This window comes from Lentzea sp. JNUCC 0626 (assembly GCF_043632865.1).
Classification (GTDB): Bacteria; Actinomycetota; Actinomycetes; order Mycobacteriales; family Pseudonocardiaceae; genus Lentzea.
In genome coordinates this window covers 1,156,257-1,172,924 of sequence record NZ_CP171635.1, presented here as the reverse complement: position 1 = coordinate 1,172,924, position 16,668 = coordinate 1,156,257, and the positions used below count along the sequence as shown (strand labels likewise).

Annotated in this window: 15 protein-coding genes; 6 read left to right on the top strand and 9 right to left on the bottom strand. The window is 69.5% G+C overall.

The window, feature by feature from the left end; all coding sequences use genetic code 11:
* Positions 1 to 175: 175 nt before the first annotated feature.
* From JNUCC0626_RS05365 to JNUCC0626_RS05350, 4 genes are read right to left on the bottom strand one after another with little or no spacing between them, the layout of a single operon-like run.
* Complete coding sequence (locus tag JNUCC0626_RS05365) at positions 176 to 2,533, bottom strand: bifunctional salicylyl-CoA 5-hydroxylase/oxidoreductase (protein ID WP_394618531.1); 2,358 nt, start codon at positions 2,531 to 2,533, stop codon at positions 176 to 178.
* The gene (locus JNUCC0626_RS05360) at positions 2,530 to 4,116 is read right to left on the bottom strand and encodes an AMP-binding protein (protein ID WP_394618530.1); all 1,587 of its coding nucleotides are present in this window, start codon (positions 4,114 to 4,116) and stop codon (positions 2,530 to 2,532) included. The genes JNUCC0626_RS05365 and JNUCC0626_RS05360 overlap by 4 nt, the downstream gene beginning before the upstream one ends.
* A 28-nt stretch (positions 4,117 to 4,144) precedes the next feature.
* Positions 4,145 to 5,035 carry an acyl-CoA thioesterase gene (locus JNUCC0626_RS05355; protein WP_394618529.1) on the bottom strand — a complete coding sequence of 297 codons (891 nt, stop codon included), beginning with the start codon at positions 5,033 to 5,035 and terminating at the stop codon, positions 4,145 to 4,147.
* Complete coding sequence (locus JNUCC0626_RS05350; protein WP_394618528.1) at positions 5,032 to 5,514, bottom strand: cupin domain-containing protein; 483 nt, start codon at positions 5,512 to 5,514, stop codon at positions 5,032 to 5,034. Before JNUCC0626_RS05350 ends, JNUCC0626_RS05355 begins: the two co-directional genes overlap by 4 nt.
* 40 nt (positions 5,515 to 5,554) lie before the next feature.
* Here JNUCC0626_RS05350 and JNUCC0626_RS05345 point away from each other — a divergent pair, with 40 nt between their 5' ends.
* The 3 genes from JNUCC0626_RS05345 to JNUCC0626_RS05335 are packed head-to-tail and all read left to right on the top strand — an operon-like array spanning position 5,555 to position 7,765.
* Positions 5,555 to 5,971 carry a RidA family protein gene (locus tag JNUCC0626_RS05345; RefSeq protein WP_394618527.1) on the top strand — a complete coding sequence of 139 codons (417 nt, stop codon included), beginning with the start codon at positions 5,555 to 5,557 and terminating at the stop codon, positions 5,969 to 5,971.
* 56 nt (positions 5,972 to 6,027) lie between these two features.
* Complete coding sequence (locus JNUCC0626_RS05340) at positions 6,028 to 6,894, top strand: fumarylacetoacetate hydrolase family protein (protein WP_394618526.1); 867 nt, start codon at positions 6,028 to 6,030, stop codon at positions 6,892 to 6,894.
* Positions 6,895 to 6,937: 43 nt separating this feature from the next.
* Complete coding sequence (locus JNUCC0626_RS05335; RefSeq protein ID WP_394618525.1) at positions 6,938 to 7,765, top strand: PaaX family transcriptional regulator; 828 nt, start codon at positions 6,938 to 6,940, stop codon at positions 7,763 to 7,765.
* A 4-nt stretch (positions 7,766 to 7,769) separates the two neighbouring features.
* Here the strand turns inward: JNUCC0626_RS05335 and JNUCC0626_RS05330 are convergent, their stop codons facing one another.
* The gene (locus tag JNUCC0626_RS05330; protein WP_394618524.1) at positions 7,770 to 8,288 is read right to left on the bottom strand and encodes a M15 family metallopeptidase; all 519 of its coding nucleotides are present in this window, start codon (positions 8,286 to 8,288) and stop codon (positions 7,770 to 7,772) included.
* A gap of 101 nt (positions 8,289 to 8,389) precedes the next feature.
* Here JNUCC0626_RS05330 and JNUCC0626_RS05325 point away from each other — a divergent pair, with 101 nt between their 5' ends.
* Entirely contained in the window at positions 8,390 to 8,875 is a 486-nt protein-coding gene (locus JNUCC0626_RS05325) for a glutathione peroxidase (protein WP_394618523.1), read from the top strand.
* A 67-nt stretch (positions 8,876 to 8,942) separates the two neighbouring features.
* On the opposite strand, the gene JNUCC0626_RS05320 is transcribed toward JNUCC0626_RS05325, so the two are convergent.
* A complete protein-coding gene (locus JNUCC0626_RS05320) occupies positions 8,943 to 10,244 on the bottom strand; it encodes an MFS transporter (RefSeq protein WP_394618522.1) in 1,302 nt (433 codons plus the stop codon).
* A gap of 164 nt (positions 10,245 to 10,408) precedes the next feature.
* Here JNUCC0626_RS05320 and JNUCC0626_RS05315 point away from each other — a divergent pair, with 164 nt between their 5' ends.
* Complete coding sequence (locus tag JNUCC0626_RS05315; RefSeq protein WP_394618521.1) at positions 10,409 to 11,527, top strand: carboxylesterase family protein; 1,119 nt, start codon at positions 10,409 to 10,411, stop codon at positions 11,525 to 11,527.
* 93 nt (positions 11,528 to 11,620) lie between these two features.
* Entirely contained in the window at positions 11,621 to 12,466 is an 846-nt protein-coding gene (locus JNUCC0626_RS05310) for an AfsR/SARP family transcriptional regulator (protein ID WP_394618520.1), read from the top strand.
* Here JNUCC0626_RS05310 and JNUCC0626_RS05305 read toward each other — a convergent pair.
* From JNUCC0626_RS05305 to JNUCC0626_RS05295, 3 genes are read right to left on the bottom strand one after another with little or no spacing between them, the layout of a single operon-like run.
* Positions 12,463 to 12,966 (bottom strand): flavin reductase family protein, encoded by a 504-nt coding sequence (locus JNUCC0626_RS05305; protein ID WP_394618519.1) that lies wholly within the window; start codon positions 12,964 to 12,966, stop codon positions 12,463 to 12,465. The two genes, JNUCC0626_RS05310 and JNUCC0626_RS05305, sit on opposite strands and share 4 nt — an antisense overlap.
* A gap of 10 nt (positions 12,967 to 12,976) precedes the next feature.
* Positions 12,977 to 15,061, bottom strand: coding sequence for a tetratricopeptide repeat protein (locus JNUCC0626_RS05300; protein ID WP_394618518.1), 2,085 nt, complete (start codon positions 15,059 to 15,061; stop codon positions 12,977 to 12,979).
* Positions 15,062 to 15,072: 11 nt separating this feature from the next.
* On the bottom strand, positions 15,073 to 16,278 hold the full coding sequence (locus tag JNUCC0626_RS05295) for a hypothetical protein (RefSeq protein WP_394618517.1): 1,206 nt from the start codon (positions 16,276 to 16,278) through the stop codon (positions 15,073 to 15,075).
* Positions 16,279 to 16,668 lie beyond the last annotated feature (390 nt).

Below are 16,668 nucleotides of genomic sequence, written 5' to 3'. Positions count from 1 at the left end.
CGGTTCGGGAACAGACCGCAGACGCTAGGGACCCCGCTCGTGCGCAAACACCCACTCACCCGCGTGCGCCGGATGTCTGCCCCATCAGACCAACGCGGCCAAGCCGGACATGCGACGTCACAACAGATTCCAATTCATATCCGAATGAAGTTTCACCTGAACGCCGCTGAAGTGCCTATGCGAGAACCGAATGCTCGCGGTGCGGAGTCCACCTGAGATGGACGGCGCGGTCCGGCGGGTCCGCCCGCAGCAACGAAAGCCTCGGCCTGATGGCGTCCGTGCGCGCCGACGGAGGTTTGCGGCTGCCCGCCTGGTACTGGACGGGCCACTCGGCCCGGTAGCCCTGTTCGGCCGCCGCGTGCAACGTCCAGTGCGGGTCGTAGAGGTGCGTGCGGCCGATCGCGCACAGGTCCGCGCGGCCCGCCAGCAGGATCGAGTTGACGTCGTCGTACGAGGCGATCGCCCCGACCGCGATCACGGCCGCGCCGGTCACCTCGTGCCTGATCCGGTCGGCGAACGGGGTCTGGTAGCTGCGCCCGTACGCGGGCCGTTCCGCCGCGGTGACCTGGCCACTGGACACGTCGATCGCCTGAGCGCCGTGCGCGACGAACGCACGGGCGATCTCCACGGCGTCGTGCTCGGTGTTGCCGCCGTCGACCCAGTCGGTCGCCGAGATGCGCACGATCATCGGCCGCTCGGCGGGCCACACCGCGCGGACCGCGTCGAACACCTCCAGCGGGTAGCGCAGCCGGTTCTCCAGCGAGCCGCCGTACTCGTCGGTGCGCTGGTTCGCGACCGGCGAGAGGAACGACGACAGCAGGTACCCGTGCGCGCAGTGCAGTTCGAGCAGGTCGAAGCCCGCCTCCGCACCACGCTGGGCGGCCGCGACGAACTCGGCCGTGATCCGGTCCAGGTCGGCGCGGGTGACCTCGGCCGGCACCGGGGACGCCGGGCCGTACGGCAGCGGGGACGGGCCGCAGACCTCCCAGTTGCCCTCGGGCAGCGGGTCGTCCATGCCCTCCCACATCAGCCGGGTGGAACCCTTGCGGCCGGAGTGACCGAGCTGCAGGCCGATCCGGGCGGTGCCGCGGTCGTGCGCGAACCGCACGATCCGCGCCCACGAGTCGCGCTGCTCGTCGTTCCACAGGCCGGTGCAGCCCGGCGTGATCCGGCCCTCCGGCGAGACGCACACCATCTCGGTCATGACCAGGCCCGCGCCGCCCATCGCCTTCGAGCCCAGGTGCACGAGGTGGAAGTCGCCGGGCACGCCGTCGTCCGCCGAGTACATGTCCATCGCGGACACGATCACCCGGTTCTTGAGTTCGAGCTGCCCGAGCCGGAACGGCTGGAACATCGCCGGGGCCACGTCCGCGAGCCCCTGGGAGGCGGCGAACTCGGCGTCGACCCGGTCGGCGAACTCGGCGTCGCGGGTGCGGAGGTTGTCGTAGGTGATCCGCCGCGAGCGCGTGAGCAGGTTGAAGCAGAACCTCGTCGGGTCCTGCCCGGTGTACATGCCGATGTTCTCGAACCACTCCAGCGACGCCTGGGCGGCGCGTTGGGTGGACTCGACGACGGGCCGTCGTTCGGTTTCATAGGCCGTCAGGGCGGTTTCGACGTCGGCGTGTTCGTGCAGGCACGCGGCGAGGGCGAGCGAGTCCTCCATCGCGAGCTTGGTGCCGGAGCCGATCGAGAAGTGCGCGGTGTGCGCGGCGTCGCCGACCAGCACGAGGTTGCCGTCGTGCCAGCGGGCGTTGCGGACGGTCGTGAAGTTCAGCCACTTCGAGTTGTTCGCGTACACCTCGTGGCCGTCGAGTTCGGCGGCGAACAGCTCGCGGATCCGGTCGACGGCGCGCTCGTCGGAGACGCCGGGCGGGAACTCCTCGCCGGTGTCGAACCCTGCGCGCCGCCACACGTCGTCGTGCATCTCGACGATGAACGTGGATCCCGTGTCGGAATAGGGATAGCCGTGGACCTGCACGGTCCCCCACGGCGTGTCCTTGATGTAGAACTGGAACGCCTCGAACACCAGGTCCGTGCCGAGCCACATGTACTTGTTGTGTCTGCGGTCCACTGTGGAGCGGAAGACGTCCTGGAACGCCTGCCGCACCTGGGAGTTGACGCCGTCCGCGCCGACGACGAGGTCGTGCGACGCGCGGAGCACATCGACGGCGGGCGCGGGCGTCGAGAACCGCACGTCCACGCCGAGGTCGAGACAGCGTTGCTGGAGCAGGCGCAGGAGTTCCTTGCGGCTCATCGCCGCGAACCCCTGCCCGCCCACGGTGTGCGTCTCGCCCCGGTAGTGGATGTCGATGTCCGTCCACCGCGCGAACCGGCGGGCCATGGCGTCGGCGAACTCCGGGTCGGCGTTCTCGATCCCGCCCAGCGTCTCGTCCGAGAACACCACGCCGAAGCCGAACGTGACGTCCGGCGCCTCGCGTTCCCACACCGTGACGACGTGGGTGGGGTCGAGCTGCTTCATCAACGCGGCGAGGTAGAGGCCACCGGGGCCACCACCGACTACGGCGATCTTCATGCGCGGACCTCTTCTTCCACGATCTTGCGCAGGGCGAAGCGCTGGAGCTTGCCGCTCGCGTTGCGGGGCAACGAGGTCCGGAACCGCACCTCGCGCGGGTACTTGTACGGCGCGATGGTCCGCTTCACGTGGTCCTGGATCTCGCGTGCCTTGGCGTCGTCGGCCGTGATTCCCTCGCGCAGCACGACGAACGCGCACACGACCGAGCCGCGTTCCTCGTCGGGCTTGGCGATGACCGCCGACTCCAGCACGTCCGGGTGCGTGTCGATGGCCTCCTCGACCTCGGGGCCGCCGATGTTGTAGCCGGAGGAGACGATCATGTGGTCGCCGCGGGCGTGGTAGTGGTAGTAGCCGTCCTCGTCGCGGTGGAAGACGTCGCCGGTGACGTTCCAGCCGCTCACCACGTAGTCCTTCTGCCGCGGATCGTCGAGGTAGCGGCAGCCGACCGGGCCGATCACGCCGAGCCGGCCGACCTCCCCCGGCCCCAGTTCCTCGCCGTCGACGCCGAGCACGGTGGCGCGGTAGCCCGGGATCGGTTTGCCGGTGGAGCCGGGCCGGATGTCGTCACCGGCGGCGGAGATGAAGATGTGCAACAACTCCGTGGCGCCGATGCCGTCGATCACCTTCAGCCCCAACGAGTCGTGGAGCCGCTGCCAGGTCTCCCGCGGGATGTGCTCGCCCGCGGAGACGGCGCTGCGCAGCCCGGCGAGTTTGTTCTCGAGGCCGTCGCGCAGGATCGCCTTGTACGCCGTGGGAGCCGTCGCGAGGACCGTGACTCCTTGCTGCTCAACGAACTCCGCCACCTGGGCCGGGGTGGCAGCCTCGGTCAGCAGCGCGCAGGCACCGGCTCTGAGCGGGAACACCACGAGCATGCCCAGGCCGAACGTGAACGCGAACGGCGCGGTGCACGCGACGAGGTCGTTCTCGGTGAGCTTCAGGACGTGCCGGCCGAAGGTGTTGTCGATGGACAGGATGTCGCGGTGGAAGTGCACGGTGATCTTGGGCGCGCCGGTGCTGCCGGACGTGGGCGCGAGCAACGCCACGTCGTCCGCCGCCGTGTCCACCGCGACGAACTGCCCCGGCTTGGTCCGCGTGCGTTCCGCGAGGTCGTCGTACGTCATGACCTTCAACTCGGGGAACGCCTGGAGGTCCTCGGCGAACCTGGGGTCCACGAGCGCGATCGACGGCCGGGTGCGTTCGACGACCGGCGCGAGCTCACGGGTCCGGAGCGCGGCCATGGTCGTGACCACGACACCGCCCGCCTTGAGGACGCCGAGCCACGCGGCCGCCGTCCACGGGTTGTTCGGCGAGCGCAGCAGAACCCGTTGTCCTGCCACGAGTCCGAGGTCCTCGGTCAGCACCTCCGCGATCTGGTTGGCGCGGGTCCGCAGTTCTCCGTACGTCCAGACCTCCCCCGCCGGGGTGCGCAGCGCGGAACGGTCGGGGCCGAACGCCGCCACCGGGACGTCGATGAGTTCGACGGCGGCGTTGAGGCGTTCGGGGTAGGTCAGCTCCGGCGTCGTGAACTCGATCGTCGGCCATAACGCCGACGGAGGGAGGTGATCGCGGGTGAAGGTGTCCATCGGTGAGAGTCCTTCCGCGGGCGGCGGGTCAGGAAGCGCGGAGCATGCCCTCCTGGGCAACGGTGGCGAGGTGCTGGTGATCGCGGGTGAAGAAGCGGCCGTGGCCGAGTCCTCGCCCCGAATCGGCCGCGACGGCCTCCTGCACGTAGAGCAGCCAGTCGTCGACACGGCCGGGGCGGTGGAACCACATGGCGTGGTCGAGGCTCGCGGTGACCAGGCCGGGCCGCGCCCAGGGCAGGTCGAGCACCCGCAGCACCGGTTCGAGGATCGTGTAGTCGCAGACGTAGGCGAGTGCGGCGATGTCCCGCTGGGCGTCGGTCAGTCCGTCGACGGGCCGCAGCGGGTCGAACGGCTTGATCCACACGGCCTGGTGCGGCACCTTCGCGCCCTCGACGGCGAGGTAGACCGGGCCGGGCACGTGCCGCATGTCGAAGCTGCGGCCCCCGGTCCAGTACGCCTTCGACTCGTCGGTCATCGTGCCGCCGGTGCGCCCGGCCAGGTAGTCCGCCGACGACGGCAACTCCTCGGGCGCGGGCAGGTCGTCGGTGAACTCGGCCTCGTAGGTCCCGCCCGGTTCGCCCGCCGCGAAGTTCGCCAGGCAGACGTAGAGGGGCTTGCCGTTCTGGTAGCCGCGGACCTGCCGGGTGCTGTAGCCGCGGCCGTCGCGCAGCAGTTCGACCTCGTAGCGCACTGCGGCGCCGATGTCGGCGGGGCGCAGGAAGTAGCTGTGCATCGAGTGCAGTGTCTTGCCGTCGGTCACCGACCGCATGGCGGCGGCCGCAGCAGCAGCGACGAGGTCACCGCCGTACGCCTTGGGCCACGGGCAGGGCTGGGTGACGGCCGTGAAGGCGAGGTCGAAGTGCTCGGCCTCGGCCTTCTCCAGCGCGACGGCCTCGGTGAAGATCGCGGAGGTCGTCATCGGGTCAGCCAGTCGCGCAGGTCCTCGTCCGGCACGTCGTCGAGGTTGACGACGATGTTCTCCGGCGTCCGCGTGGTCATCCACGTCAGCGGGTTGTTGCGGTCGAGGTTGCACTCGATGTGCGGCATGAACGGCGGCACGAACACCCAGTCCCCCTCCTCCATGTCGAGGTAGTCCTCGAACTTCTCGCCGAAGTAGATCCGCGCCCGCCCCGACAGCACGTACCCGCCGGTCTCGGCCTCGCCGTGGTGGTGGGTGACGGACCGGTAGCCGGGCTCGTTCGTGACCTTGCCGAACCACAGCCTGGTCGCGGGCGTGTGCTGAGCGCTCACGCCCGAGATCCGGATCGCGCCACCGGAGTTCGCCGTGTCCGGGTTCTCCGCGCCGCCGCGCGTGACGACCGGCACGACCAGGCCGTTGGGCAGCCGGTACGCCGAGTTGTCGCCTTCGAGCTGGTACTTGCTGAAGTCGGGCTCCATATCTCGTATTCTTCACGACCGTCAGATAGTGTCAATACTCATGAAGCCTTTGGCAGTGAACCCGGCCAGCCTTCCGGCCCCGAGCGGCTACTCCCACGGCACGTTGTCCGGCACCACGCTGTACCTGGGTGGCCAGACCGCGCTGGACGCGGAGATGAAGATCGTTCCGGGTGGCATCGTCGAGCAGTTCCGCCAGGCGTTCGGCAACGTGCTGACGACCCTGCGCGCGGCCGGTGGCGAGCCGGAAGACCTGGTCAGCATCACGATCTACCTCACCGACATCCCGGACTACCAGGCGCACGGCAAGGAGATCGGCAAGGCGTGGCGCGAGCTCGCCGGACCCGTCTACCCGGCCATGGCGGGCATCGGCTGCACCGCGCTGTGGCAGCCGGAGGCGCTGATCGAGATCCTCGGCGTCGCGGTGATCCCGGAGGAACGCCTCGTCAGGCCCAACTGAATCGATGTCGTTTCCATGATCACCGAAATGTTCACGCGATATCGGAGGGTGCTGGGGTGAAGCTCGCGTCTGTGTCCGTCGGCGGTGTGCGCCGTGCGGGTGTCGTCAACGAGGCGGACCGTCTCGTCTCGTTGCTGTCGGTCTCGGTGGACGACGTGGTGCGCGGCGCACCGGTCTCGCTGTCCGGCGAGGTCGTGCCGCTGGAGGGGTTGCTGTCGCCGTTGCAGCGCTTCAACCGGGACGTCCTGTGCACCGGCTGGAACTACTGGGACCACTTCGAGGAGTCGGCGGGCAAGCGCGAGGGCCAGGACCCGGTCTCCCGCCCGTTGCGACCGACGTTCTTCACCAAGGGCCCGGACACCGTGATCGGTCCGTCCGACCCCATCGCGTTCGACCCGTCCGTGTCCCAGAAGTGGGACTACGAGGCGGAGATCGCCATGGTGATCGGCCTGGACGGCCGCTCGATCCCCGAGGAGAAGGCGCTCGACCACGTCTTCGGCTTCCTCGTCGCGAACGACGTCTCGCAGCGCGACCTGCAACGCGCGCACGGCGGCCAGTGGCTCAAGGGCAAGAGCCTCGACGCCACCATGCCGCTCGGCCCGTGGCTGACCACTCCCGACGAGATCGCGGACCTCGCTTCGTTGCGGGTGCGGTGCGAACTGAACGGCGAGGTGATGCAGGACGCGTCGAGCGCGCAGATGGCGTTCACGTTCGCCCAGATCATCGCCGAACTCAGCGAGGGCATGACGTTGCGCGCGGGCGACGTGATCCTGACCGGCACCCCCAGCGGCATCGGCAACGCCCGCGAGCCGCAGGTGTTCCTGAAGGACGGCGACGTGGTCGTGACGCGGGTCAGCGGACTCGGCGAGCTGCGCAACACCGTGACGCTGACCGACCTCGCGAGCCCTGGCGTTAAGCTCTAGGCCGGCTGATCAAGTGAGGAGCAGGGCGCTGAACGTCGCGGACATGACCGTCGAAGCCGCGGCTCCCGCCGGACGCGACCGGCTGGGCCCGCTCATCATCACGATCTTCGGCCTCTACGCGCGCACGGAGCACAACTGGCTCTCGGTGGCGTCGGTCGTGCAGCTCATGGCCGACCTGGGCGTCGAGGGCCAGGCGGTCCGTTCGTCGATCTCGCGGTTGAAGCGCAGGGGTGTCGTCGTGGCCGAACGCCGCGACGGCGCCGCCGGCTACGTCCTGGCCGAACCCACCCTCGAAACGCTGGCCGAGGGCGACACCCGCATCTTCGAACGCCGCCGCGCCACCGCCGACGACGGCTGGCTGGTCGTGGTGTTCTCGGTGCCGGAATCCGAACGCGACAAACGGCACGCCCTGCGCACCAGCCTCACCCAACTCGGCTTCGGCACCACCGCACCCGGCGTGTGGGTCGCGCCCGGCAACCTCGCCACCGAAACCCGCCGCACGCTGGAACGCCGCGGCCTGGCCGAGTACGTGGACATCTTCAGCGGCCAGCACTTCGCGTTCGGCGACCTGCGTTCCAAGGTCCGCGCGTGGTGGGACCTCGACGAGCTCGCGGACCTGTACGCGGATTTCCTGCGCCGCCACCGCCCGTTCGTCGACGCGGCCACCACCACGCCGGAGCAGGCGTTCCAGATCTACGTGCCGATGCTGACCGCGTGGCGCCGCCTGCCGTACAGCGACCCGGGCCTGCCGTTGTCGCTGCTGCCGCCGGGGTGGAACGGCGTGACGGCGGAGGCGTTGTTCGAGCAGCTCAACACGACGTTGAGCGCGCCGGCCCGCGAGCACGCGCTGGCCGTGATCCACCGCAGCTGACCGATCAGGCGTTGCTCTTCGGCTGCGGGCACGGCTCACCCGGCGTCGTGAGCAGCTCGAAGTGCCACATCTCGTTGGCGTAGGCCTGGCACAGCCCGTAGTCGGAGCCGTGCTGGATGAGCCAGTCGTCGGCGTTGGTCGGCCCGATGTCGATGGCCTTGCCGGTGACGTGCGCGGACTTGTCCGGCGGATGCACCCACCGCAGCGCCTCCTCCTCGCTGCGGTAGAGGTCGATCGCCTGGTCCAGCAACCGCTGCTGGTACTCCTTGCTGCGCCAGCCCGACGTCACCCGGAACTCCACGCGGCTCTTCGCGTCCGCCGCCGCCTTGCGCACCGCCGCGAGCAGCGCGGGGTCGAGGTTCCTGATGGCGGCGTGCCCGTCGTCGTCGAGCGAGATGCTCTGTCCCTCGGGAATGCTGCCGTCCTCCACGGGGCCCGTGCCGCCACCCGACACCGGACTGCCACTCGCCGAACACCCCGCCACCAGCAGCGCGACGGCCATCACGATCCATTTTCCAGCCACGACACCGAGCCTGACGGAGCGATGTCGCCGGACCTCACCCGCAACGTGCACGTTGTGTGCTGGTTGTGTAACGGCTCAACCCCATGAACTAGGTTCAAGCCATGGAGATCTACGACATCCCGGTCCACACCCTCGCGGGCGAGCCCGGCGACCTCGGCGCGCTCAAGGGCAAGGTCGCGCTCGTCGTCAACGTCGCCTCGCGCTGCGGCCTCACCCCGCAGTACGCGGGTCTGGAGCGGCTGCAGGCGAAGTACGGGGCCGAGGGCTTCTCCGTGGTCGGCTTCCCGTGCAACCAGTTCATGGGCCAGGAGCCGGGCACGTCGGAGGAGATCGCCACGTTCTGCTCCACGACCTACGGGGTGTCGTTCCCGCTGTTCGAGAAGATCGAGGTCAACGGGCCTGACCAGCACCCGGTCTACCAGGAGCTGACGAAGCACGCGGACGCCGACGGCACCGCCGGTGACGTGCAGTGGAACTTCGAGAAGTTCCTGGTCTCGCGGGACGGCCAGGTGCTCGCCCGCTTCCGTCCGCGCACCGAGCCCGAGGACGCCTCGATCACCGCGGCGATCGAGGCCGCCCTGCGCTAGTGGCTCCGCTCCCGCACCCGTCGAGGGGGTGCGGGAGCGGCGTCTTGGACGGCGACGCGAGCGTGCCTCAGGCGGTGACGGGCGCGTCCACCCGGCGCGCGGCCGGCGACGTGCGGAACGCCAGCACCGCGGCCAGCAGGCTCAGCGCGCACACCGCCGTGATGTAGGCGCTCACACCGGTGGTGGCACCGGTCTCGTTCAGGATCGCGGTCGACACCAGCGGGGCCAGACCGCCGCCGAGCAACGCCGCGAGCTGGAGCAACAACGACGACCCCGAGTAGCGGACGTTCGCCGGGAACGTGTCCGCGACGATCGCTCCCTGCACGCAGTGGGTGATCGGGATGATCAGGCCCATGCCGACCAGCGCGAGCACGATGACGGCCGTGCTCTTCGTGTTGAGCAAAGGGAAGAACGCGGCCGCCCACACCAGCAGCGCCACCGAGCCCCACACGAACATGCCGCGCCGCCCGCGACGGTCCGCAATGGACGTCCACACCGGAATGGTGAAGAACCAGAGGGCTGCGGCGATCGTCACGGTGATCAGCAGGAACTGCCGGTTCAGCCCTAGTTGCGCGGTGCCGTAGGAGAGGCTGAACACCAGGAACAGATAGGCCACGGCGGAGTTCGCGATGCTGAGCACCAGGGTCAGCACGAGCTTGCCCGCGCCGACGGACAGCGCCTCCTTCAGCGGGAAGCGCACGATCTCGCGGCGTTCCACGGCCTTCGCGAACGACGGGGTCTCGGTCACGCGCATGCGGATGACCAGGCCGACCACGACGAGTGCGGCGCTGAGCAGGAACGGGATCCGCCAGCCCCACGAGGAGAAGGCCGCGGCGGGCATCACCGTGCTGGTGATCAGGAAGACGGTGTTGGCCAGCACCAGACCGGCCGGCGTGCCCATCTGCGGGAAGCCCGCGTACCTGTTGCGCTGGTCCGACGGCGCGTGTTCCAGCGCCATCAGGTTCGCGCCGGCGTTCTCGCCGCCGAGGCCGATGCCCTGCACGACGCGCAGCGCGACGAGCAGGATCGGGGCCCACACGCCGATGGTGGCGAAACCGGGGAGCACGCCGATCAGCGTCGAGCCGATTCCCATCAGCACCAACGACACCACGAGTGTCATCTTGCGGCCGATGCGGTCGCCGTAGTGGCCGAAGACGAGGCCGCCGAGCGGGCGGGCGATGAACCCGACGGCGAACGTGCTGAACGCGGCCAGCGTGCCCGCCGCCGGGGACAGCGACGGGAAGAACTGCTTGTTGAAGATCAGCGCGGAAGCCGTGCCGTACAAGAAGAAGTCGTACCACTCCAGCGTCGCGCCGGTGAGTGTCGCGAGCGCGACCTTCCGTTGCGACGTGGCGGCTCGTTCACTCATGGTGGCCTGCCCAGGTCGGGTTGACGGGGTGTGTTGGCCGAAAGCGTGACCCCGGTCGCATGGCCGCACAAATACCGATCAGCGCCCTCGCCATGCCCGCACGGCTATACCGGCTGCCAGAATCCGCATTTGCCGTGCATGACGCGAGACGCGACGGTGGAGTGGTGACAGTCCGAACCGGTCCCCTGCGCTACGCCACCGCTGCCCGATTCGCCACGCCCGTGCGTGCCCGCACGGAGAAGTCGTCCGGACAGATCTGCCCGCAACCGCGTTCCCGGCTCGAAGCCGTCATGGGGCCGCCGCTCGACCCGCGACCGCAGGGCGAGGACTGCCTGAACCTGTCGATATCGACACCCGCGCTCGACAACGGCAGGCGCCCGGTCCTGGTGTGGCTGCACGGCGGTGGGTTCAGCAGCGGGGCGGGCCTGCTCGACTGGTACGACGGGTCGGCGTTGTCCGAAGAGGGCGATGTCGTGGTGGTGAGCGTCAACTATCGTTTGGGCGCGTTGGGTTTCCTCGTCGCGGACGACGTGAGCGACGGCAACCTCGGCCTGCTCGACCAGGTCGAGGCGCTGCGCTGGGTGCGCGACAACATCGAGAGGTTCGGCGGCGATCCCGGCCAGGTGACGGTGTTCGGGCAGTCGGCGGGCGCCATGTCGTTGCTCATGCTGCTCGACCACCCCGAGCGGTTGTTCCGGCGCGCGGTCCTGCAGAGCCTGCCGCACGGCGTCGACCCGTTGGCCCGCAACGAGGCCGCCGAGACCGGTACCGCGTTCAGCGAACTGCTGCGCGGACTCGTCTACTCCCGCTCCCCCGCCGACGTGCTCGCGGCCCAGGCGCACATCGCGTGGTGCTACCAGGGTGTGTCCATGCCGTTCCGTCCGGTAGTCACGCCCTGGGAGCCAAAGGACTTGACCGGTGTCGAGATCGTTCACGGGTGGAACGCCGACGAGATGACGGCGTTCGGGGGCGAACGCACCGGCGGCATGTTCGCGAACCACGACTTCGCGCGGCGCATGGAGGAACGCGGCGCACGGGTGTTCACGTACTACAACACCTGGCGCCCGGCCGGTTCCGCCTACGGGGCCACGCACTGCGTCGAGTTGCCGCTCCTGCTGGGGTCCGCACGGGCCTGGTCGGGTTCGCCCATGCTCGGAGACACCTCCTGGGAGGACGTGGATCGGTTCGGCCGCACCCTGCGCTCCTCGTGGATCTCCTTTGCCAGGAACGGGATCCCCGGCCCGACGGACGGCCTCCCCGTCACCTGGTCGGCTGTGCCATAGGGCGGACCGGCAGTTTGGAGGTGACCACTATCTAACTGACCGTTGCCTGATGAACACTCTCGGAGTCGGACATACCGGGAGGCGGCGATTCGCGTGGCAACGGGAGACGAACCGCCGCGGTTCCGGGTGCTCGGCACGTTCGAGGTGACGCGGGGCACCCGCCGCTGCACACCGACGGCGTTGAAGCAGCGCGCACTGCTGGCGTTGCTCGCCTTGCACGCCAACGAGTTCGTGCCCACGAGTCGCATCGTGGACCAGCTGTGGACGCGAGGAGCGCCCCGGTCCGCGGTCGCCGCGCTGCACGGGTACGTCACGTCGGTGCGGCGCGTTCTCGCGCCTGGCTGGAACTCGCGCACCTCGCACCCCGTGCTCAGCACCCGTCCCTCGGGCTACGTCCTCAGCCTGGACCCGGATCAGCTCGACCTGACCAGGTTCCGCGAACTGGCCAGGCAGGGTCAACTCGCCATGGCCACCAACAACTGCCGGCACGCGCGGGAGAAGTTCGCCGCCGCACTGGCGTTGTGGCGCGGCGCCCCGCTCGCGGACCTGCGCGAGACCGGCATCTTCGAGCACGACATCGCGCGGCTGGAGAAGGAGTACCTCGAACTGCTGCGCAACAGGTTCGACGTCCTGCTGTGCCACGGGGACGGGCACCTGGCCGTGTTCGACCTCGAAGAGCTCTGCCGGACCTACCCGTTGTGGGAGCGATTCCACGAACAGCTGATGCTGGCGCTGTGCCAGGCCGAACGCCGGGCGGACGCGTTGACGGCGTACGCGCGGGCGTACCGGCTGCTCACCAGTCAGGCCGGGATCGAACCAGGGCCGCGGCTGCGCGCCATGCACCAGGTGATCCTCAACGGCGAGGACCCGTTCGACCGGGAGCACCGGCACGAACGGGTGCTCACCGGACTACAACTGGCGCACACCGTTTCCCCTTAGCTCATGTCCAGCCGCCAGTCGAAGAGGCGGCGGTAGAACACGAGCGGTTCGGCCTCACGCACCTCGGCGCGCGTCACCTCACCGATCAGGATCGTGTGATCACCGTGGTCCATCACGGCGGAAGCGGTGCACCGCAGGTAGATCGGCGCCGCACAGATGCGGGGCACCGACCCGTCCCACTCCCAGGCGATCTCGGCGAACTTGTCGGCGCCCCGGCTCGCGAACGTCCGCGCGGTGCGTTCCTGCGCGCTGCCGAGCACGTGCACACCGAACTCCGCGCAGTGCGTCAACGCCTCACGGCACCGCGACGCGTGATCAACCACCACGAGCACCGACGGCGGATCCACGCTGTACGAACAGATCGAGGACACCAGCAACCCGCACGGCCGTCCGCCCGCCTGCCGGGTCGTGACGACGGCGAGGCCGGAGACCAGCCGGCTCATGGCGTCGGTGAACGTGGCCACGGGTGCTCCGGCGGCCACGTTCTCCGTTGCTGTCACGGCGTTTCCCCTAGCTGACCGACGCCGCGGCGCAGAGTTCCCTGCGTTCGCGGGCGTCCTCGTCGTCGGTCACCGCGAGCACCGCGTCGTAGTCGAGGATCGCGGCCGCGAGTTCGCCGGACTCCTCATAGGCGATCGCGCGGTTGTAGCGGACCTCCGGGTTGTCGTCGAGCGTCAGCGCCTGGCTCAGGTAGCTGATCGCGTCGGTCAGTTCCCCGGAAGCCACCGCGATGCTGCCGCGGATCGCCCACGCCTCGGCCAGCTTGCCGTTGCGTTGCACCGCCTGCGCCAACGCCTCGGAGGCCGCCGCGTACTCGTCCCGCTCGACCAGCAGCTGGCCCTTGAGGCACAACAGGTGCGCGTTGTCCGGAGCCAGCTCGAGCGCGGCGGCGACATCGCGCCACGCCCCGTCGACGTCGCCGAGCGCCAGCAGGTACCCGGCGCGGTTGATGCGCGCGTCGACGTGCTTCGGGTCGAGTTCGATGACGTAGCCGAAGTCCGCCATCGCGCCCTCGACGTCGCCGAGCGCCAGCCGGGCGTCGCCGATGTTGTAGTAGGCCTCGGGGAACGGCGGCGAGAGCCGCAACGCCTCGCGGTAGGCCTCGATCGCCTCCTCGTCACGGCCGAGCTTGCGCAGCACGTTGCCGACGTTGAAGTGGTGCTCGGGGAAGTTCGGGTCGCGTTCGAGCACGTAGCTGTAGTCGGCGAGCGCGTCGTCGAGCCTGCCCATCGCGCCGTAGACCTGCGCCCGGTTGTAACGCAGCACCAGGCGGTGCAGCACCTGCTCGTCCGGTGCGAGGTCGCGGTCGAGCCGCGCGATCCCCTCGTTGACGAGGTCGAGCGCCACCTGCGGCTTCTGCTCGCGGACCTCGACCAGCGCCAGGCCGTTGCGGGTGAAGACGGACTGGAAGGCTTCCATCTTCGGGTCGGTCAGCTGGGACGCCAGCGCGATGGCGAGGTTCATCCACGCCCGTGCGCGCACGTAGTCGCGTTCGGCCTCGGAGTAGTGCCGCGCGTGCAGCATGGCCGTGGAGTAGGCCAGTTCCAGGTGCACGCCCGCGTCCGTGGAGGCGGCGCGGCCCTCGACGTAGAGCGTCTCGGCCTCGGCGGCGCGCCCGACGGCGGCCAGCACGATGCCCGTCTGGAAGGTGAGGTGCCACCACAGGTCCGGGTCGGCCTCGCGGTCCGCCGCCGCCCGGCCGCGCAGCCCGTGGTCCGCTGCGGCCTGGTAGAGGCCGACCTTGTGGCAGTGGTCCAGTGCGACGCGCAACGCCTGGGCGCCCACTCCCGCAGGATCGCTGCCGTGCTCCAGGTGGAACGGGATCGCGCCGAGCCGCAACGAGAAGTCCGCGGACTCGGCGAGCTTCTCCGCTCGTGCGTCGTGCAGTGCGGCACGGGCCTCGGCCGGCAGTTCCAGGTAGGCGGCGAGCAACCGCGGGTCGTCCGCCGTGCCGTCACTGTCCACATAGGCCTGCGCGGGGTTCTCGGCCACCGGCTGCTCTTCGACGGGCTCGGCGTCGACGACCTGGGCGTGTGCGGCGATCGTCTGCGCCAGCGACACGTCGATCTCGCCGCGCGGATCCGCGAGCGGCTCCCGGCTCGTGCCGACGACGACGGTCAGGTCCGGGATGTCGCTGCGGCGCAACAGGACCGCGATGAACTCCTGGTCAGACGCGTCCGCCTCGTGCGCGTTCTCGATCACGAGCGTGCGCGGCCCGCCGCCGAGGGTGGTGAGGTAGTCGCGCAGCAGTTCGGCCAGGCCGTTCGCGATGTTTCGGGTGTGCAGCCGCGAGTAGTAGCGGGTGCGTTCGCTGTCCTGCACGGCCCATTCGAGGGTGTGCCAGGCGTCCGGCACCCGTCCGGCGAGTTCCGGCGTGGTCGTGAGCAGCTCGATGTTGTGCCGCTCCCCGAGGTCCGGGCAGCGTTCCAGCAGGTCGTCGGCGATCTGGCGGAACAACGCGCCCGCAGCCGTGTACGGTCCGCGCAGCCGCCGGTGGGCGTCGAGGACCGCCCAGACCGGCGGCAGGTCCAGTGCGGCGAGGGCGTGGGCCCGGTCGCGCCGCCGGTCGGCGCGGATCCAGTAGCGGCTGTCCATGGTGCGTCCTTTCAGTGAATGACGTGGTGCAGACGACGGTCGCGGCGCGCCTTGACCCGTTCGCGGACCATGAGCCAGCCGAGCACCGCGCACTGCACGAGCGCCGCGGTGCCGAAGACGATCGAGTCGAGCAACTGGGCCGTCGGCACGCCGTCCCCGGTGAGCCGCCCGACGACGCCGGTGACGAACCGGTAGAGCACGGGCGCGCCGGCCAGCACGAACGTCGTGAGGCTCGCGGTGTACCCGACGACGACGAGCCACGAGTACCAGCGCCCGACCTTGCGGTCGACGGGGTGCAGCAGCTCCTCGTCCGTCTCCGGCCGCCCGAACAGCCTGCGCACCCGGTTGCGGAAGATCTGCAGCGCGGCGCCGTGCAGGTCGACGCACCCGAGCACGGTGCTGACGAGCACGTACACGTCGGTGCGCAGGTACAGGAAGAACTGCCAGATCACCCGCAGCAGCGCGGCGAACGCCACGGCCAGCAGGAACCGCCCGAGTCCCGACAGCGAGCCGTCCGGGTGCCGCGTGAGGTCGGCCGCGATGGTGCACGCCGCGATCCCGAGCACGTCCGCGAGCAGCCCGGCCACGATGGGCAGATAACGCTGTTTCCTGGGCACGGCCACGAGCCCGTCGAGCGAGGTCTCCAGCACGATGAAGTAGAGCCGCCGCCCTATTCGCAGCCTCGATCGCACGCCCAGCCGCCGCCCCGCCAGCGCGTGGAACGACTCGTGCAGGAACAGCAGCGGAACAGCGGCGAGGAACAACCCGACCTGAATGACCGTGTAATAGTCGGAGAAGAAGATGTTGTGATAGGTGGGCCTCAAATCCGCGTTGAACACCATCGCGGAGAGGCCCCACACCGTCAAAGCCGCATAAACGACCCACGCGGGCTTCGAGAACAACGCTTTCCCGAGTCCGCTGAATCGCACGGGCGCATTCTCCGCGGCCACCTCACCGGTTCCGCGAATGAGATCGAGTTCTTCCAGGCCCGCGAGAACGTCCTCGACGTCGACCTCTTCGCCGTACTCGCGCTCGAACCACTCCGCGGCCTCGCGCGGGGTGTCGCCGTCGACCAGCCGCCGCACGAGTGCGGCGCCCTCACCGGGGAAGATGCCGTACGAGTCGACGTCGGCCCTGCCGATCGTCACCTCGTCGCCGTCCTCCAGGAACACCAGCGGGTGCAACGGCACCGGCCGGTCCAGATCGAACTCGGTCACGACGTTCCTCCCCCTGCGCCGAAGTCGGATGCGCTGGGCGCGCGAGCCCAGCGCATCCGCGTCCCGCCTTAGGCCGGCTTGACGTTGTACTGCGAGCAGGCGGCCGCCGTGAGGCGAACCGGGCCGACCTTGCGAATCGTGATTCGCTTCATCTGGGCCTTGGGCTTCTGCATGAGTGCTCCTCCCTCCGATGAACTTCGAACAACGAGGAGTCTGCCCGCGCACACCAAGAAAGCTCCAAGAAGGCTCCAAAATCGATTTGGACCCATCGGGGCAACGAAAAGCGAATGGGCAGTATCGCCGCGAACGACCGTGCGGAAGCACCAGAGCGGGAGCGTCCGCCCTCGGCCCGCACCCCCAGCCGGCCCGGCGCGCGCAGACGCCCGCACC